Origin of the sequence: Roseateles sp. SL47 (assembly GCF_026625885.1) — a bacterium.
GTDB lineage: Bacteria > Pseudomonadota > Gammaproteobacteria > Burkholderiales > Burkholderiaceae_C > Roseateles.
Map to the genome: position 1 here is coordinate 964,465 of NZ_CP113068.1, position 15,439 is coordinate 979,903.

At 64.6% G+C, this 15,439-nt stretch carries 18 protein-coding genes; 9 read left to right on the plus strand and 9 right to left on the minus strand.

Annotated elements, in window-relative coordinates; translation table 11 throughout:
- Positions 1-102 precede the first annotated feature (102 nt).
- Entirely contained in the window at positions 103-483 is a 381-nt protein-coding gene (locus tag OU995_RS04120; RefSeq protein ID WP_267834175.1) for a putative quinol monooxygenase, read from the plus strand.
- 304 nt (positions 484-787) lie between these two features.
- Here the strand turns inward: OU995_RS04120 and OU995_RS04125 are convergent, their stop codons facing one another.
- The 3 genes from OU995_RS04125 to OU995_RS27435 all read right to left on the minus strand — a co-directional run bounded on the left by OU995_RS04125 (position 788) and on the right by OU995_RS27435 (position 2,262).
- Positions 788-1,276, minus strand: a complete 489-nt coding sequence (locus OU995_RS04125) for a glutathione peroxidase (protein WP_267834178.1) — start codon at positions 1,274-1,276, stop codon at positions 788-790.
- A 75-nt stretch (positions 1,277-1,351) separates the two neighbouring features.
- Positions 1,352-1,798 (minus strand): hypothetical protein, encoded by a 447-nt coding sequence (locus tag OU995_RS27430; RefSeq protein ID WP_324288699.1) that lies wholly within the window; start codon positions 1,796-1,798, stop codon positions 1,352-1,354.
- A complete protein-coding gene (locus OU995_RS27435; RefSeq protein ID WP_324288700.1) occupies positions 1,741-2,262 on the minus strand; it encodes a DMT family transporter in 522 nt (173 codons plus the stop codon). The genes OU995_RS27430 and OU995_RS27435 overlap by 58 nt, the downstream gene beginning before the upstream one ends.
- A 307-nt stretch (positions 2,263-2,569) precedes the next feature.
- Between OU995_RS27435 and OU995_RS04135 the strand changes: the two genes are divergently transcribed.
- Positions 2,570-3,511, plus strand: coding sequence for a hypothetical protein (locus OU995_RS04135; protein WP_267834179.1), 942 nt, complete (start codon positions 2,570-2,572; stop codon positions 3,509-3,511).
- Positions 3,512-3,516: 5 nt separating this feature from the next.
- Here OU995_RS04135 and OU995_RS04140 read toward each other — a convergent pair whose 3' ends face one another.
- From OU995_RS04140 to lplT, 4 genes are read right to left on the minus strand one after another with little or no spacing between them, the layout of a single operon-like run.
- A complete protein-coding gene (locus tag OU995_RS04140) occupies positions 3,517-4,488 on the minus strand; it encodes a hypothetical protein (protein WP_267834181.1) in 972 nt (323 codons plus the stop codon).
- A gap of 3 nt (positions 4,489-4,491) precedes the next feature.
- A complete protein-coding gene (locus OU995_RS04145) occupies positions 4,492-5,619 on the minus strand; it encodes an AAA family ATPase (RefSeq protein ID WP_420714869.1) in 1,128 nt (375 codons plus the stop codon).
- A 2-nt stretch (positions 5,620-5,621) separates the two neighbouring features.
- Positions 5,622-6,758: a DUF262 domain-containing protein gene (locus OU995_RS04150; protein ID WP_267834185.1), complete on the minus strand. Its 1,137-nt coding sequence runs from the start codon at positions 6,756-6,758 to the stop codon at positions 5,622-5,624.
- Positions 6,759-6,785: 27 nt separating this feature from the next.
- On the minus strand, positions 6,786-8,063 hold the full coding sequence (gene lplT / locus OU995_RS04155; protein WP_267834188.1) for a lysophospholipid transporter LplT: 1,278 nt from the start codon (positions 8,061-8,063) through the stop codon (positions 6,786-6,788).
- 207 nt (positions 8,064-8,270) lie between these two features.
- Here lplT and alr point away from each other — a divergent pair, with 207 nt between their 5' ends.
- The 3 genes from alr to OU995_RS04170 are packed head-to-tail and all read left to right on the plus strand — an operon-like array spanning position 8,271 to position 10,567.
- The gene (gene alr / locus OU995_RS04160) at positions 8,271-9,374 is read left to right on the plus strand and encodes an alanine racemase (RefSeq protein ID WP_267834190.1); all 1,104 of its coding nucleotides are present in this window, start codon (positions 8,271-8,273) and stop codon (positions 9,372-9,374) included.
- Between the two features lie 13 nt (positions 9,375-9,387).
- Entirely contained in the window at positions 9,388-9,795 is a 408-nt protein-coding gene (gene arfB / locus OU995_RS04165; protein WP_267834194.1) for an alternative ribosome rescue aminoacyl-tRNA hydrolase ArfB, read from the plus strand.
- 1 nt (position 9,796) lies between these two features.
- Positions 9,797-10,567, plus strand: coding sequence for a hypothetical protein (locus tag OU995_RS04170; protein WP_267834197.1), 771 nt, complete (start codon positions 9,797-9,799; stop codon positions 10,565-10,567).
- An 8-nt stretch (positions 10,568-10,575) separates the two neighbouring features.
- Here OU995_RS04170 and OU995_RS04175 read toward each other — a convergent pair whose 3' ends face one another.
- Positions 10,576-11,463: a DMT family transporter gene (locus OU995_RS04175; RefSeq protein ID WP_267834199.1), complete on the minus strand. Its 888-nt coding sequence runs from the start codon at positions 11,461-11,463 to the stop codon at positions 10,576-10,578.
- Between the two features lie 160 nt (positions 11,464-11,623).
- Positions 11,624-12,250, minus strand: coding sequence for a LysE family transporter (locus OU995_RS04180; RefSeq protein WP_267834200.1), 627 nt, complete (start codon positions 12,248-12,250; stop codon positions 11,624-11,626).
- Positions 12,251-12,377: 127 nt separating this feature from the next.
- Between OU995_RS04180 and radA the strand changes: the two genes are divergently transcribed.
- The 4 genes from radA to OU995_RS04200 all read left to right on the plus strand — a co-directional run bounded on the left by radA (position 12,378) and on the right by OU995_RS04200 (position 15,376).
- Positions 12,378-13,739 (plus strand): DNA repair protein RadA, encoded by a 1,362-nt coding sequence (radA, locus tag OU995_RS04185; protein WP_267834202.1) that lies wholly within the window; start codon positions 12,378-12,380, stop codon positions 13,737-13,739.
- Positions 13,740-13,846: 107 nt separating this feature from the next.
- A complete protein-coding gene (locus tag OU995_RS04190) occupies positions 13,847-14,005 on the plus strand; it encodes a hypothetical protein (protein ID WP_267834203.1) in 159 nt (52 codons plus the stop codon).
- Positions 14,002-14,421, plus strand: coding sequence for a hypothetical protein (locus tag OU995_RS04195; RefSeq protein ID WP_267834205.1), 420 nt, complete (start codon positions 14,002-14,004; stop codon positions 14,419-14,421). The genes OU995_RS04190 and OU995_RS04195 overlap by 4 nt, the downstream gene beginning before the upstream one ends.
- Positions 14,422-14,452: 31 nt before the next feature.
- A complete protein-coding gene (locus tag OU995_RS04200) occupies positions 14,453-15,376 on the plus strand; it encodes a branched-chain amino acid transaminase (RefSeq protein WP_267834207.1) in 924 nt (307 codons plus the stop codon).
- Positions 15,377-15,439 lie beyond the last annotated feature (63 nt).

A 15,439-nucleotide genomic window follows, 5' to 3' on the forward strand; every position in this document is an offset into this window, starting at 1 on the left:
TGTGTTGTCGACAAAAGGCTGTCGCACGCCGCGTCCACTGCATAGCATCGCAGCTCCTGCACTTTGGTCGTCCGGCGCTCCGGCTGCCGGCTGGCGATCCCCATGAACCCCACCGATTTCTCCCTGCCTTCTGGCGCAACGGGCGCCACGGGCGCCACGGGCGCACCTGGCGCACGTGGCGTGGCGTCGCAGCAGCCCCTGAGCTTCATTGCTGTGCTCAAGGCCCGTCCGGAGGCCCGTGAGGCCCTGTGCGACGCCCTGCGTGCGCTTGTTTTGCCCACTCGGCAGGAACCCGGTTGCCTGGACTATCAACTGTTTGAGCTGACCGATGAACCGGGCACCTTCTACATGCGGGAATCCTTCATGGACGAACTCGCCCTGGAGGCCCACCGGGAAACCGCGCATTTCCAGGCCTTTGCCGCGCGGCTGGAGCCCTGGCTGGCCGAGCCTTTGCGGGTGATCCGGCTTCAGCACATCGCCTGAAGCGGACGCGCCCGTGTGCGCCAAGGCCCCCCCAACGTCAGGGTCAACACACCTTAGGGGTGGCAGCCCGGCGCTGCATGCGTCAAGCTGGACGCCAGTGGTGGGCTGCGCGAGCTTCCAGACGGAAACCTGTCGCCGCCCGATGTGCCCTTCAGCTTATGGGTTCCACCATGCGACTCACGCTTGCCACCCCTTTCAAGCCGACCGCCGCCACCGCGCTGGTCACCACGCTGGCGGTTGCCGCGTTTGTGGTGCTGGCGGTCTGGGCGTCGCCGACCTGAGGACACGCGCCTCTGGCGGGGCTTTATTGCGCCAATGCAGCCTCGATGTCACCCCGCAGGCTGGCGGGCGAGTCATTGGGTGCAAAACGCTTGATCACCTGGCCATCCCGGCCCACCAGGAACTTGGTGAAGTTCCATTTGATGACTTGTGTGCCCAGGATGCCGGGCTTTTCGCCCTTCAACCATTGCCACAGCGGATGAGCTTCACCGCCGTTGACCTTGATCTTGCCCATCATCGGGAAGCTCACCCCATAGTTGAGCTGGCAGAACGAGGCGATGTCCTCATTGCTGCCGGGGTCCTGGCCACCGAATTCATTGCTGGGGAAACCGACGATCACCAGGCCGCGCGCCTGGAATTCCCGCCACAGCTCTTCCAGACCCTTGAACTGGGGTGTGAAGCCGCATTCGCTGGCGGTATTGACCACCAGCATGACCCGGCCGCGATATTGAGACAGTGATACCGGCTCACCGGTGATGCTGACCGCGTCGAAATCAAAAGCTGTCTGGCTCATAAGAATCCTCTCCCAACTGGATGAACGGATCGTAGCGCGGGGCCGGTCTCCGTGTGGTCACAGGATTGTCAAGCGTCAGCCGGCACGTCGCTCCCAGGCCGCCAGCATCGCTGCCAACAGGATGGCCAACCCACCCAACGCAGTCGGCAGATTCAGCGATCCACCGCCCAGCCACAGGGCGGACAGCGCCGCCACCGGCACTTCGGTGAGCATCACTACAGCGGTGACATTGGCCGGCAGCCGGCTGGCGCCCAACTGCAGTGACATGTTGGACGCAAAAAACAGCAAAGCCATGCCGGCCAGGGGCAGGCACCACAGCCAGGACGGCAGCCCCGGCCAGGCCACCCACCCGCGGCCGGCCATCACAAAGGCGGCCACGCCGGCCACGATGACCCCGCCGCTGAACATCGCCAGCGCGCGGGCCCCCGGGCTGCTGGCCGCCTGGCGGCGCAGCATCACGTTGTTCAAGGCAAAGGCCAGCCCACCCAGCAGGCCCAGCCCGTCGGCCAGGCTGCGGGGCACCGGCAGGCCGCCCCCTCTGGCGCCAGCACCACCAGCGCGCCGCCCAGTGCCAGCGCGATTCGCGCCCCGGCCATCCAGGTCAGCGGCTCCTTGAGTACCACCCGCGCCAGCAGCACCGCCCAGAGCGGCATCAGATAAAAGAGCAGGACCACCCGCACCACATCGCCAGTGGCCACGCCCCAGTTGAAGGCGGTGTTGGTGGTGCCAGCGGCCAGCAGCACCAGCCACAGGGCGGGGGAACGCAGCAGCTCGGCCGCAGCGCCACGCTGGGTGACCAGCACCACCCCCCAGGAGAGGGCATACATGATGACGGTGGTCCACAGCGGGTGCATGCCAGCCGCCTCGAACTGGCGGAACGGCCACCAGGACAGGCCCCACACGGTGGCGTTGAACATCAATGCCAGGATGGGGAGAGACAGCGGCGCGCGGCTGGAGGATGATGGGGCAGAAACGGTGACGGACAAGGAAGGACCTGCGGAAGGGAGGGAGCGGGCGCACGCCCCTGCAGGGGCACTCCGGAGACAAGCGAGCGCCTCCGGGCGCTGAACGGCACACGGACGTCGCTGTTTGTCGGGATATGGCGCGAAAGGGGTTGGAACCTGCGCGAAGCCAGCCAACAATGCCCAGGGTTTATAGCATGGCGCAAGCCCTGACCCTGGCCTACAACCGGGGCGCCTCGCGTCTGTCATCCGGGGGGCTTACCCTCTGGGGACAGGCGTGGGTGGACCGCCGAGACGAGAATCACCACTCGAGACATAGGGAGACTGCCTCTTGGACCATCTGGCCTGTTTTGCCCCGGAAGACCTGACCGCCGCGCAGGCGCCCGATCTGCAAGGCTTCCACTGGCGTCTGTTGGCGCAGGGAGATTCCTGGTTCTCCACCGCCCAGGCCAAGCTGAGCGCGCATGCCAATCTGCTGCAGGAACTGGTGCTGTCCAAACCAACCGCTGCGGTGAATTGCGCCGGCCAGCGGGAAAGCCTGGGCAAACTGGTGGAGCTGGCGGCGGTGCCAGAATTTGTGAACCTGTTGACCGGCCCGCAGGCGCCGGTGTGGGACGGCATTCTCCTGTCGGTGGGGGGCAATGACCTCATCCAGGCCGCCCAAACCCCCAGCCAGATGAATGGCGAGGAAGTGCCGCTGGAGCTGCGGCTGCTGCGCCGCCAGACCGAATGGGGCCCGCCGTCCGCCGGGGTTGGGCGGTATTTCTCGGAGCCGGGGTGGGCCACCTATGCCGCCTACCTGAAGGCCAACCTGCAGCATCTGCTGTCACTGCGCGACCAGGGCCCGTCCTTCGGAAAGCCGGTGTTCATCCACTGCTATGCGGTGCCGGTGCCCCGGCCAGCGGGCGCAGAAGACGCCGGCCACGGCCCCTGGCTCTACCCCGCGCTCAAGGCCTATGCCATTCCGGCTGCGGATTGGGCGGCGGTGAGCCGCCTGATGCTGATGCATCTGGCCCAATTCCTGAAGCAGCTGATGGCGGACAAGGCGGCCTTCCCCGGGCTGTTTGTCTTCGATTCCACCGCCGTGCCACTGGCCCCGGCGGCCGCAGGTGCCAGTGGCATCAGCGGGGATTGGCACAACGAGATCCACCTCAACCACAGCGGCTGCTTCAAGATCGGCCGCGCGTGGTCGGAGCATATTGAGCGGGTGCTGACAACGGGTGGGTTGGTGCAAGACAACCCGGGAGGCAGGGGCCGCCAGAGCCGGCGCTGATGAACCTAAGCCTTGGTCAGCTTCGGCCCCAGATACAGCACCTTTAGCTGCCTCGAGGGGGCGGGGACGGGCCATTCGAAATGCAGCCGAAAGAAACGGTGGCTGATTTTTCCGTGCCAATGTGCCAGTAACTCGCACGCGGGATTCTCGGGGTCTGGGAACGTCAGTGCTCTGCGGTGTTGCACCCGGTTGGTCTCCGATTCCCCACTGAAGCGAGCGCGGTCGCCTGTGAAGAACTGCTGGATGATCTCTTGGCAATCCGGGCTTTCGGAGCCATCCGGGTGTCTCTTCTCCATATAGGTGTTGAGACACTCGAGCAGCATGAGGGTGCTGTCTGAGATGATCGAATCAAACGCTTCACGTGCCAGCCGATCATCGGTATAGAGACTGTCAGGCAAACAAAGGTGGGGAAAGCGCTGCCGGGCCCCCTCGACCAACTGGCGCCAATTGATGGGCTGAGGTTGCGCATTCTGGACAGCCAGACGAAAGCTAGGGATCGTCCAGTGGTTAACGAGGTCATAGCTGCCACGCCGGTCGTCCGGAATGCCGTGAAGGACCGTCAGGGGAGAAGCAGCAAATGAAGGCGTGCTCCCCACAAAGCTGAAAGTCGAAGCCTTTTGGGCTGACTTCACCCGTCGGGCACCCTCGCCCAGGCCTCCCTCGGTCACATCGTGTCCCAGACACTCGAAATAATCGTCCGGTTCGGGTGTGCGGTCTTCTTCCACAAAAGGGCCAGCACTGTTCAGCCAGCTCAGCACCAGGCGCTTTTGAGCCGCAAGATCCGGTTGCTGAAACAACTGGGCCACTGACAACCCGGTCCGCACTTCACGGCTTGACAGCGAGCTGGTGACGTAAAAGCGTTGCCGAAGGTGCTCATACTGACGCCGGAGCGCCAGCAACTCCTTCAGGATTTCAACAAATTCGGCAGTGCTGCCGAACTGCCCCTGGAGCGAGGCATCGTTGACGTACCACCGCATGGCTCACTCCCAACCTGCCAGGGTGGCGAGATCACGCTCGGCTTGGTCAAAAAAGCCGGTCGGCCAGTCGCTCAGGTTGCCTTTTCGGTCGATCACCGGCGAGATCACGCCATGGCCTTGGGCGGTCGCTCCTGTGAAGAAGTGGGTCGTCAGTCTGTCAGGGGGCGCCAGCACACCTTCCTTCACGGCCAGCCGAATGCCGTTCAGCAGATGGTCGCTATGTGTCTCCACCACAATCTGGACGCCCGCCGCCGCAAAGGCAGCCAGCATGTGCCCCATGGCGGACTGGGCTTTGGGATGAAGATGCGCTTCAGGGCTGTCGACGACCACCAACTGGCCAGGCGCTGCGGTCAAGAGCGCCACCAGTACGGGAAAGGCGTAGGAAAGTCCATAACCTACATTGCTCGGACGACGCCATTCGCCGGTGTCACTCGTGCGGAATTGAAGATGGACCCCGGCAAAGTCGGGATCAAGCCGCGCATGAATCTGTGCGCCGGGAAACAGCGTGGCAAACCATGCATTCGCATGCTGACGCAGCGAGGTCGCAGTGGCCTCGCCGGGACAACGGCGTGCGGCCACCAATTCGTCATCAGCACGGCGGGCATACCAAAAGGCGGCAAACCGTCCATCGACGCCTACATCTGCCCACCCTTGATGGTCGGCGTCAGGAATGGGGTACGCGTCCGCCAACATGCCTCGAACGGCACCCACAAAGCTGACACCGGACAGTGTGTGGAACAGCTGTTCTTCCACGGATGAAGGTGCTGGCGCGCTCGAGCCGTCCGGCGTCTCCAACAGCAGTTCGCGCAGCTGCACCTGCCGGTCTCCCGCCCGGCACTGCATTGTCCAGGTCAAGGTCCCGGCCTCCGTCGTCAGGCCAACGCGGAAATCTGCGCGCTGGGTGCCCGTCGGAAGAACGTCGCCCACACTTCCAAGCCGAACCAGCGCGCCGTTCAGGCTGTAGGGCTCATGCCGAAGGTTCAGCTTTGCGGCCTGTGCCAGCAGCAATAGCGGCTGCAGCGCACTGGATTTACCGGCTGCATTGAAGCCAGTCAGCAAAGTGAGTGCCCCCAGCGAGAGCCTGAGAGACGTGAAACATTTGAAGTTTTCGATCCGTAGGTCCGAAATCATGGTCACGGGGCCCTGCTCAGTGCGTCCTTCAACACCGCCCTCATGCGTTCAAAACGCAGGCGAACCGCTGCAGTGCTGTTGGTGGAGTAGGTGATCGCCTTCTCAAAGGCGGGATCTCGCACCAGATCGATGACTGCAGATCGCACCATTTCTAACCGATGGGGCGCTGCTTGCAGTACCAAACGGTCAGACGTCAGCACGGACGCCACTTCAAACAATGAAATGTTGATCACGCTTCGCGGGCTCGCCCGATCCGACGCCAGTGACTTGCGGAACGCATGCTCACCAAACAGCTGGAGATGCAGGCGCATGGTGTCGCGAAAGGTTTGCAGCAGGTCGTCCGCTTCAGCGGGCTCCATCTGATTGAGTTGCGTCAGCGCCTCCCCCAGCCACCGATCCATGTCACTGGACGTGTAGGCGGCCTCCCCCAGCAGCTTGAAGGCACAGAAACGATTGATGGCCTCACGGTCTCGCATCGTTTTGTCGTTCAGCCCATGTCCCGTCGCGTGCTGGAACTCCGTGCTTTGCGCTGCACACTTCAGCCACCGGGTCGCAGGACCGCTGTAAAGGGCATTTCTCATCTGCTGCCGCGTGAGCGGCTCGCCGCTGTTCACCCGCTCGAAGATGTCCAGTCGGGCACGCTCGGGCGCCTTGGCATCCAGGATGTACAGCGTCAGTTGCGTGTCCTGGATTCGCTCCTGCAATGGGATCGGCAGTTCACTGAAGGTTCTGTTCTCCAGAATCTGGCCGCTCTTGGATGCCTGTGTGGATGCCAGTCCGACCAGCCGCAGTTGATCGTTCAGAAAATGTTCAAAGGTGGTCAGGCGCTGAAGCCCATCGACCACGATGATCCGTCCGTCCCGCGCCTCCGCCACATAGAACACCGGTAGCGGAATGCGCATGACGCAGCTTTCAATCAGCTTCGACTGCTTCTCCGGAGGCCAGACGAACTCGCGCTGAAATTCGGGATCCAGGACAAACCGTCCAAGTTTGATCCGCCTGACCACCTCCGACACGGTACGCGTCTCGGTTCTGACAAAAACGGCATCCAGCGGATACTCGCCCCATCCGTCACTGACAGCGGCGTCCTGACCTTCCCACTCACCATCGTCCGTCGAGGGCACACGTTCGCTTTGCATCGCGAAAGTGTAGAAGATCAGCTGGTTTCAGTGCTTGTCGCAGCGCGCAATCGCCAGCAGCCGGTCCATCTCTTCCGGATAACGGCGCAGGTTGTTGCTGTGCCAGCGGCCCACCAGCCACATGATGAAGGCCACGGTCAGGCCAAAGACGGTGATCGAGCCGAAGGCCGACACACCGAAGCGGGTGAGGATGGTGTACAGCGCGCCCAGGCCCAGGATGCAGGCCTGCTCGTTGAAGTTCTGGACCGCGATGGAGCGCCCCGCACCCATCAGGTTGTGGCCGCGATGCTGCAGCAGCGCATTCATCGGCACCACCAGATAACCGCCGACACCGCCCAGCAGGATCAGGAACGGCACGGCCAGCCACAGGCGGTCGATGAAGTTCAGCACCAGCATCAGCAGGCCCATGGCAATCCCCAGCGGAATCACGCGGGTGGCCTTGTCCAGGCGGATCGTCGCGGACGCCACCACGGCGCCCACGGCCGTGCCGATGGCCACCACGCCGGCCAGGGCTGACGCCTGTGTCGTACCGTAGCCCAGCGCCGCAGCCGCCCAGGCAAACACGATGTAGCGCATATTGCCGGACACACCCCAGAAGAGCGTGGTCATGCCCAGCGAAATCTGACCCAGCTTGTCCTGCCACAGGCGGGAGTTGCAGGCGGCGAACTCGCGCACCAGGCCGGTGGTGCCATGCGCCAGCGGCTGCAGCGGCGCCTCGGTACGCGGAATGCGAAGGTTGAACAGTGCGGCAATGCCGTACAGCACCACCATGAAGGCGATGGCCGCTTCTGGTGCCGTGTCGATGCCGGTATCGATGAAGGGCATGTCGAAGCTCAGCAGCACCGACGACGCCCGAGCACCCAGCAGTTGCCCGCCGAACACCGCCCCCAGAATGATGGAAGCGATGGTCAAGCCTTCGATCCAGCCATTGGCTTTCACCAGTTGGGAGGGAGGCAGGAGTTCGGTGAGGATGCCGTATTTGGCCGGCGAATAGGCCGCCGCCCCCAGACCCACGATGGCGTACGCCACCAGCGGATGCACCCCCACCAGCATGCTCAGACATCCCACCACCTTGATGGTGTTGGAAATGAACATGACCTTGCCTTTGGGAACCGCATCGGCAAAAGCACCCACAAAAGGCGCCAGTACGACGTAGAAGAGCGCAAACATGGGAACCAGGGCCGCACGCTGCCATTCGGCAGACCCGTTGGTGCGCAACATCTCGACCGCAGCCACAAACAGCGCGTTATCAGCCAGCGAGCTGAAAAACTGCGCTGACATGATGGTGTAAAAACCTTTTTTCATGGACCCGGGCTACCTGGAACTGCGGCTGGCGTCGACTTTGCGGCGGATAACGCTGGTCCACGGAGGTCAATCAGCGCTGCGGCGGGTTTATAGCATGCGCTTGTTTTCGTAACCGTCGTTCAAGCCACCCCGTCTGTGTGTTAGTTGTCGCCCACCAATCCGGGGGCCCCCGCCGTCGGAGCGGACCGGGAAGGCACAATGTCGGGCATGCCGCGCCCTATTGAAGCCCTCATCCATCAGCCCGCGTTGGCCCATAACCTGCACCGGGCCCGCGATTGCGCCCCCGATGCCCAGGTGTTTGCCGTCGTCAAGGCCAATGCCTACGGCCATGGAATTGACCGTGTCTTTGACGCTTTCCGGGGGGCGGATGGCTTCGCCTTGCTAGATCTGGACGAAGCCCAGCGCATCCGCGACCTGGGGTGGCGCGGCCCGATCCTGCTGCTGGAAGGCTGTTTTGATGCACGCGACCTGGAACTCTGCTCCCGGCTGCGCCTGTGGCACACCGTCCACTGCGAGCAGCAGATCGACTGGTTGGCCATGCACAAAACGCATGAGCCACACCGCATCTTCCTGAAACTGAACAGCGGCATGAACCGGCTGGGCTTCACGCCCAGCGGCTTCCGGGCCGCCTGGACCCGCCTGAATGCCCTGCCCCAGGTGGACGAAATCTCGCTGATGACGCATTTCTCGGATGCGGACGGCCCGATTGGCATTGATCGCCAGTGGGCCGTGTTCCAGGAAGCCACGGCCGACCTGCCAGGTGAGCGCTCGCTTAGCAACAGTGCCGCCGTGCTGCGGCACAGTGAGCGGGCCGGTGTCCGTGCCGACTGGGTGCGCGCCGGCATCATGACCTACGGCAGCGCCCCGGACTTCCCGCAGCACGACATCACCCACTGGAACCTGCGCCCGACGATGACGCTGCGCAGCCGCGTCCTGGCGGTGCAGCATCTGCAGCCGGGAGACAGCGTGGGTTACGGCAGCACCTTCATCGCCGAGCGGCCGATGCGCATCGGCACGGTGGCCTGCGGTTATGCCGACGGTTACCCCCGCCATGCGGTGCACGGCACCCCAGTGTTGGTGGGCGGCCGCCGCACCACCACGGTGGGCCGGGTGTCCATGGACATGTTGGCGGTGGACCTGACCGACCTGCCGCAAGACGGCATCGGCAGCGAAGTCACCCTCTGGGGCCAAGGCCCGAACGGCAAGGTCCTGCCGATTGATGAGGTGGCGCGTGCGGCCGGCACCATTGGCTACGAGCTGATGTGCGCGCTGGCCCGCCGGGTGCCGGTGCACCTGGACCCGCTGACCTGAACCGGCCTCAGCCATGCACCTGGCGTGGACGCCTGCGGACTGGGAGCTGGAGGTGTCCGCCATCCGCGCCAGCGGACCCGGGGGACAGAACGTCAACAAGGTCTCCAGCGCGGTTCACCTGCGTTTTGACATCCGTCGCTCCACCCTGCCCCCGGTGATCAAGGAGCGCCTGCTGGCGCTGTCCGACCAGCGCATCACCGCCGACGGGGTGGTGGTCATCAAGGCGCAGGAGTCACGCAGCCAGGAGCAGAACCGCGCCGATGCGATCGCCCGGCTGGTGGCGCTGGTGCAAAGCGTCGCCCACACACCCAAGGCCCGGCGAGCCACCCGGCCGACCTACGGGTCCCAGCAGCGCCGGCTGGCCGGCAAGGCCCAGCGGGGCGAGGTGAAATCCGGCCGCGGCAAGATTCATTGGGACTGACATGTTCAAGGCATTTCGCATCTTTGTATTGCTGGTCATCCTGCTGGTGGTGGGGGCCACGGCCTTGATGCAACGCTGGCAGGCGCAGTCCTGGCGGCGCCCCCAGGTCATCACGCTCTACCCCATCAACATGGATGGCAACCCGAGCACCGAGGCCTATCTCGACCAGCTCGGTGAAGGAGCGTTTGCGGACATCGAGCCCTATTTCCAGGCCGAAGCCCGGCGCTACGGGCTGGCGCTGAACCCGCCCGTGCGGGTGGTGCTGGGGCGACGCGTGCGGGAGTTGCCACCGCCTGTCCCCCGTGAGGCCGGCCCGCTGTCCGCCATCAGCTGGAGCCTGAAGATGCGCTGGTGGGCCTGGCGCAAGACGCCGCCCAGCTCTCCGGTGCCCGACGTGCGGCTCTACCTGCTCTACCACCCGGGTGACTTCAATGGCCCGCTGCCCCACTCCACCGGGCTGGAGAAGGGCCGCATGGGGCTGGTGCATCTGTTTGCCAGCCGGGCGCAGCAAGGGCCCAACCAGGTGGTGATTGCCCATGAGGCGCTGCACACCTTTGGCGCCACAGACAAATACGACCTCTCCACCCTGATGCCGCTGTACCCGGAAGGTTATGCCGCACCGGACCAGCAGCCCACACTGCCACAGGATCAGGCCGAGCTGATGGCCGGCCGGATTCCGGTGCGTCCAAACGAAGCGCGCATGCCCGCCACGCTGGCGCAGACCGTGATGGGCCGCAAGACAGCCGAAGAGATCAACTGGATCAAGCCCTGAGGCCGGCTTCAGCGCTGGCGCGTGGCCGCATAGATGCTGCCCAGGCACAGCGCCATGCCGGCGACCGACAGCACGGTGGGCTGCCACCCTTCCAGCACTGCTGACAACGCCAGCGCGATGACCGGAATCACCACGCCCGTCAGCGCTGCGCGGGCCGTGCCCTGGCGCTGGGCCAGCTTGAAATACAGCACAAAGGCCACCACCGACCCGAACACCGCCAGGTACAGCAGGGACGCCACATAGGAGAAGTGCCAGGAGAACTGCAGCCCCTGGCCGGTGACCACCGACATCAGCGCCAGGAACACGGCTCCGTACCCCATGCTCCAGGCCAGGACCGGCATCAAGGGCAAGCCGCGGCGGGTGAGGGTGAGCGTCAGCACATTGCCGATGCAGGCCACCAGCACGGCGCCCAGGCCGAGCAGCAAGCCGTAGGCCGCGTGAGGCCGGGCGCCGGTGGAGGCGATCTCCGGCCAGAAGATCATCACCACGCCCAGCACGCCACCGACCGAGGCGGTGAGAAAACGCAGGGACACGCGCTGCCCGAAAAACACCCGGCCGGACAAGGCATTGCCAAACACCATCAGGCAGAACAGCACCGCGACCAGGCCGGACGGGATGTAGCGCTCGGCCTCATACACCGAGTAGTAGTTGCCGCTGTATTGCACGATACCGGTGGCCAGCATCAACACATGGGCGGACCTGGGCATCCGCAGCGACAGTCCCTGCCACCGGCTCAAGCCCACCAGAATCAGCGCGGCGATGCCGAACCGCCAGGCCACCGAATTCAGCACCGGCACACCGGACGCCAGCTGATAGAGGATCACATGCCAGGTGCTGGCCCAGATCAGCGTGGGGCCCCAGAACAACCAACGATCAGACAGTTTGGACATCGCCATGGCACGGCGCCGGGTCGCGGGGCCGTGGATAGAGTCTCTAGAGGGGCGCCGTCAGAATCACCGCCGGCGCGGGAGGTCAATGCAGGGATTCGCCCTCAGGAATGAAAGAGGCCGCCTGGGTGGGCGGCCCTTGCATCCAGGAAGGGGAGGTGGCGGCCGATCAGCTCCGCTTGATGGTGGCCAGCAGCGCACCAGCGGCCACAAAGAGGGAACCAAACACCCGGTTCATCGCCTTGAGGTGGGATTCGGCGCGCAGCGCCGACAGCACCCGCGACGCCAGCGCGGTGTAACCGGCCATCACCACCGCATCGGTGAAGGACAGGGTGGCGGCAATCACGCCATATTGGGGGGCCAGATGCTGATTCAGGTCGAGGAACTGCGGCACCACCGCCAGCAGGAAGACGGTGCCCTTGGGGTTGACGGCATTGATGCCCCAGCCACGCATCACCAGTTGGCGCCGCGTGACCGGCTTGCCTTCACTGCTTTGCGCCACCAGCGGCTTGCCCGGTGCGCGCCACTGCTGCACCCCCAAGTACACGAGATAGGCCACACCGGCCCACTTGACCAGGGTGAATGCCTGCTCCGAGGCAGCGATCAGCGCACCCAGACCGGCACCGACCAGCACGATCTGCGTCAGGATGCCCAGGATCAGCCCCAGCGTGGTGAAGTAGCCGCGCTTGAAGCCGTGATTCAGTCCGGAGCTCATGGCGGCAATGGCGCCCGCGCCCGGGGACAGGCTGATGGCCCACGAGGCCGCGAAAAACCCCAGCCAGACTGACAACTCCATGTTGGACTCCTCAAGGAGCCTGAGTTTTAGCACGCCAACCCACCGCTGACGAAGGTCAGGCTTAACGAATTGTGGGGTGGGCGGCCGCTCCCGTCGCCGACCGTGACGCAACAGCGACAATCGCCGGATGGCTTCCCCCAAGACCCAATACGTCTGCTCCGAATGCGGCGCCACCAGCGCCAAGTGGCTCGGCCGCTGCCCATCCTGCAGTGCCTGGAACACCCTGGTCGAGACCGTGGCAGACAGCCCCGGTGCCGGCAAGAACCGTTACCAATCCCTGGCGCGCAGCCAGCCAGTGGCCACGCTGTCGGAGATCGAGGCCAAGGATTTCGACCGCACCCCCACGTCGCTGGAAGAACTGGACCGGGTGTTGGGGGGCGGCATCGTCAACGGCGGCGTGGTGCTCATCGGCGGGGACCCGGGCATTGGCAAGTCCACACTGCTGCTGCAGGCGGTGGATGCGTTGTCGCGGCAGATGAAGGTGCTTTACGTCACCGGCGAGGAGTCGGGCGCCCAGGTGGCGATGCGTTCGCGCCGGCTGGGGCTGGACGGCAGCCAGGTGCGGGTGCTGGCCGAAATCGGGCTGGAAAAGATCCTGGCCACCATCGAGGCCGAGGCGCCGGACTTCTGCGTCATCGACTCCATCCAGACGATGTATTCCGAGCAGCTGTCCTCCGCACCGGGCTCGGTGGCGCAGGTGCGGGAGTGCGCGGCCCAGCTCACCCGCACCGCCAAGTCCACCGGCTGTGCCATGGTGCTGGTGGGCCATGTCACCAAGGAAGGCGCCCTGGCCGGCCCGCGGGTGCTGGAGCACATCGTGGACACGGTGCTGTACTTTGAGGGCGACACCCACAGCAGCTACCGCCTGGTGCGCGCCATCAAGAACCGTTTTGGCGCGGTCAATGAGATTGGTGTGTTTGCCATGACGGAGAAAGGGCTCAAAGGGGTGACCAACCCCAGCGCCATCTTCCTCTCCACCCATGGCGAACCGGTGCCGGGCTCCTGCGTGCTGGTCACGCTGGAAGGCACCCGGCCACTGCTGGTGGAGCTGCAGGCCCTGGTGGACAGCGGTGGGCCCAGCCCGCGCCGGCTGTCGGTCGGCCTGGACCGGGACCGGCTGGCCATGCTGCTGGCGGTGCTGCACCGGCATGCCGGTGTGGCCACCATGGACCAGGACGTGTTTGTGAATGCAGTGGGCGGTGTGCGGATTTCCGAACCGGCCGCCGATCTGGCGGTGCTGCTGGCCATTCAAAGCTCCTTGCGCGGCAAAGCCTTGCCCAAAGGCTTCTTCGCTTTTGGCGAGGTGGGCCTGGCGGGCGAAGTGCGGCCGGCACCCCGCGGTCAGGAGCGCCTGAAGGAAGCGGCCAAGCTGGGGTTCTCGGTGGCTGTGGTGCCCCAGGCCAACGCCCCGAAGAAGCCGATTCCCGGCCTGACCGTACATGCCGTGGCCCGCATCGAGGACGCCATCGAGATCCTGCGCGGCATGTGACACGCCGGGTCGCATGTGACACTCCAGCCTGCATGTGACACTCCCGGTTGTTGCACCCGCCCGCCCGGCGGTTCCGTTGTTTCTTTCCTGACAGGCAAGTCCCCGCCATGCGCCCCGACTTTCCCTTCCAACCCCCTTATTACGCCGTGATCTTCAGAAGCCAGCGCACACCTTCATTACCGGATGACGGCTACGGAGCCACCCAAGGCACGGCGGATCCGATGGCCGCACCGCTGGAGGCGGCCAGCCATGGAGGCCAGGCATGAATCGCTGGTTCGGTATCGGCCTGGCCGTTGCAGCCCTGGTCATCGGCGTGCAGCTGTTCGGCTGGAAGGGCGCCATCCTGGCCTTGTCGGTCATTGTGTTCTGGCTGCTGCTGCAATTCAGCCAGCTGATGCGGGTCATGCGCACCGCCAATGAGTCGCCCCTGGGCCATGTCAGCAGCGCACTGATGCTGCAATCCCGCCTGCATCCCGGCATGACCCTGGTGCAACTGATCAAGTTGTGCCGTTCGCTTGGTGTCAAGGTCGGCCCGGACACCTATCGCTGGGCCGACACCGGCGGCGACGCGGTGGAGGTGGTGCTGGAAGGCGGCAAGGTGACGCGCTGGACCCTGATCCGGGCCGATCAGCCCCACTCGGAGGGCGATACATCGGACAACGCTCCGGCGGCGGATGCATAAAATCCCCTTCTTTGACGCACAAGGAATTCCCATGTCTTTGGACGACCGCGACGGCAAGATCTGGATGGACGGCGAGCTGGTGGACTGGCGCGACGCCAAGATCCATGTGCTGACCCACACCCTGCACTACGGCTGCGGCGCTTTTGAAGGCGTGCGGGCCTACCAGACGGATCGCGGCACCGCCATCTTCCGCCTGCGCGAACACACCGAGCGGCTGTTCAACAGCGCCAAGATCCTGCGCATGAAGCTGCCCTTCACCATCGAGCAGGTGGAAGAAGCGCAAAAGCAGGTGGTGCGGGACAACCAACTGGCCAGCTGCTATCTGCGCCCGCTCACCTGGATCGGTAGCGAAAAGCTGGGCGTCAGCCCCAAGGGCAACAAGATCCATCTGATGGTGGCGGCCTGGGCCTGGGGGGCCTACCTTGGCGAAGAAGGTCTCAAGCGTGGCATCCGCGTCAAGACCAGCAGCTACACCCGTCACCACGTCAACATCACCATGACGCAGGCCAAGACGGTGAGCAACTACACCAACTCCATCCTGGCCAACATGGAAGCCACGGATGACGGCTACGACGAAGCGCTGCTGCTGGACGCGTCCGGCTTCGTTTCCGAAGGGGCCGGCGAGAACCTGTTTGTCATCAAGAACGGCGTGGTCTACACACCGGACCTGTCGGCCGGAGCGCTCAACGGCATCACCCGCAACACCATCTTCCACATCTGTCAGGACCTGGGCCTGAAGCTGGTGGAAAAGCGCATCACCCGCGACGAGGTCTATATCGCCGACGAAGCCTTCTTCACCGGCACGGCGGCGGAAGTCACGCCCATCCGCGAGCTGGACCGCATCGAGATCGGCATCGGCAGCCGGGGCCCGATCACCGAGAAAATCCAGTCTGCGTTCTTTGATATCGTCAACGGCCGCAACCCCAAATACGCACATTGGCTGACGCTGGTGTGAGCCAGACCCCGGCGTGCCGGGGTGCGCCTGCTCGGCGTCGGCGCCCTGCCGTCTCAGCCTCTT

Coding starts and splice junctions, on each gene's coding strand:
- OU995_RS04120 (WP_267834175.1), top strand. CDS start 103: ATGAACCCCACCGATTTCTCCCTGCCTTCTGGCGCAACGGGCGCCACG.
- OU995_RS04125 (WP_267834178.1), bottom strand. CDS start 1,276: ATGAGCCAGACAGCTTTTGATTTCGACGCGGTCAGCATCACCGGTGAG.
- OU995_RS04140 (WP_267834181.1), bottom strand. CDS start 4,488: ATGCGGTGGTACGTCAACGATGCCTCGCTCCAGGGGCAGTTCGGCAGC.
- OU995_RS04145 (WP_420714869.1), bottom strand. CDS start 5,619: ATGATTTCGGACCTACGGATCGAAAACTTCAAATGTTTCACGTCTCTC.
- OU995_RS04150 (WP_267834185.1), bottom strand. CDS start 6,758: ATGCAAAGCGAACGTGTGCCCTCGACGGACGATGGTGAGTGGGAAGGT.
- lplT (WP_267834188.1), bottom strand. CDS start 8,063: ATGAAAAAAGGTTTTTACACCATCATGTCAGCGCAGTTTTTCAGCTCG.
- alr (WP_267834190.1), top strand. CDS start 8,271: ATGCCGCGCCCTATTGAAGCCCTCATCCATCAGCCCGCGTTGGCCCAT.
- arfB (WP_267834194.1), top strand. CDS start 9,388: ATGCACCTGGCGTGGACGCCTGCGGACTGGGAGCTGGAGGTGTCCGCC.
- OU995_RS04170 (WP_267834197.1), top strand. CDS start 9,797: ATGTTCAAGGCATTTCGCATCTTTGTATTGCTGGTCATCCTGCTGGTG.
- OU995_RS04175 (WP_267834199.1), bottom strand. CDS start 11,463: ATGGCGATGTCCAAACTGTCTGATCGTTGGTTGTTCTGGGGCCCCACG.
- OU995_RS04180 (WP_267834200.1), bottom strand. CDS start 12,250: ATGGAGTTGTCAGTCTGGCTGGGGTTTTTCGCGGCCTCGTGGGCCATC.
- radA (WP_267834202.1), top strand. CDS start 12,378: ATGGCTTCCCCCAAGACCCAATACGTCTGCTCCGAATGCGGCGCCACC.
- OU995_RS04190 (WP_267834203.1), top strand. CDS start 13,847: ATGCGCCCCGACTTTCCCTTCCAACCCCCTTATTACGCCGTGATCTTC.
- OU995_RS04195 (WP_267834205.1), top strand. CDS start 14,002: ATGAATCGCTGGTTCGGTATCGGCCTGGCCGTTGCAGCCCTGGTCATC.
- OU995_RS04200 (WP_267834207.1), top strand. CDS start 14,453: ATGTCTTTGGACGACCGCGACGGCAAGATCTGGATGGACGGCGAGCTG.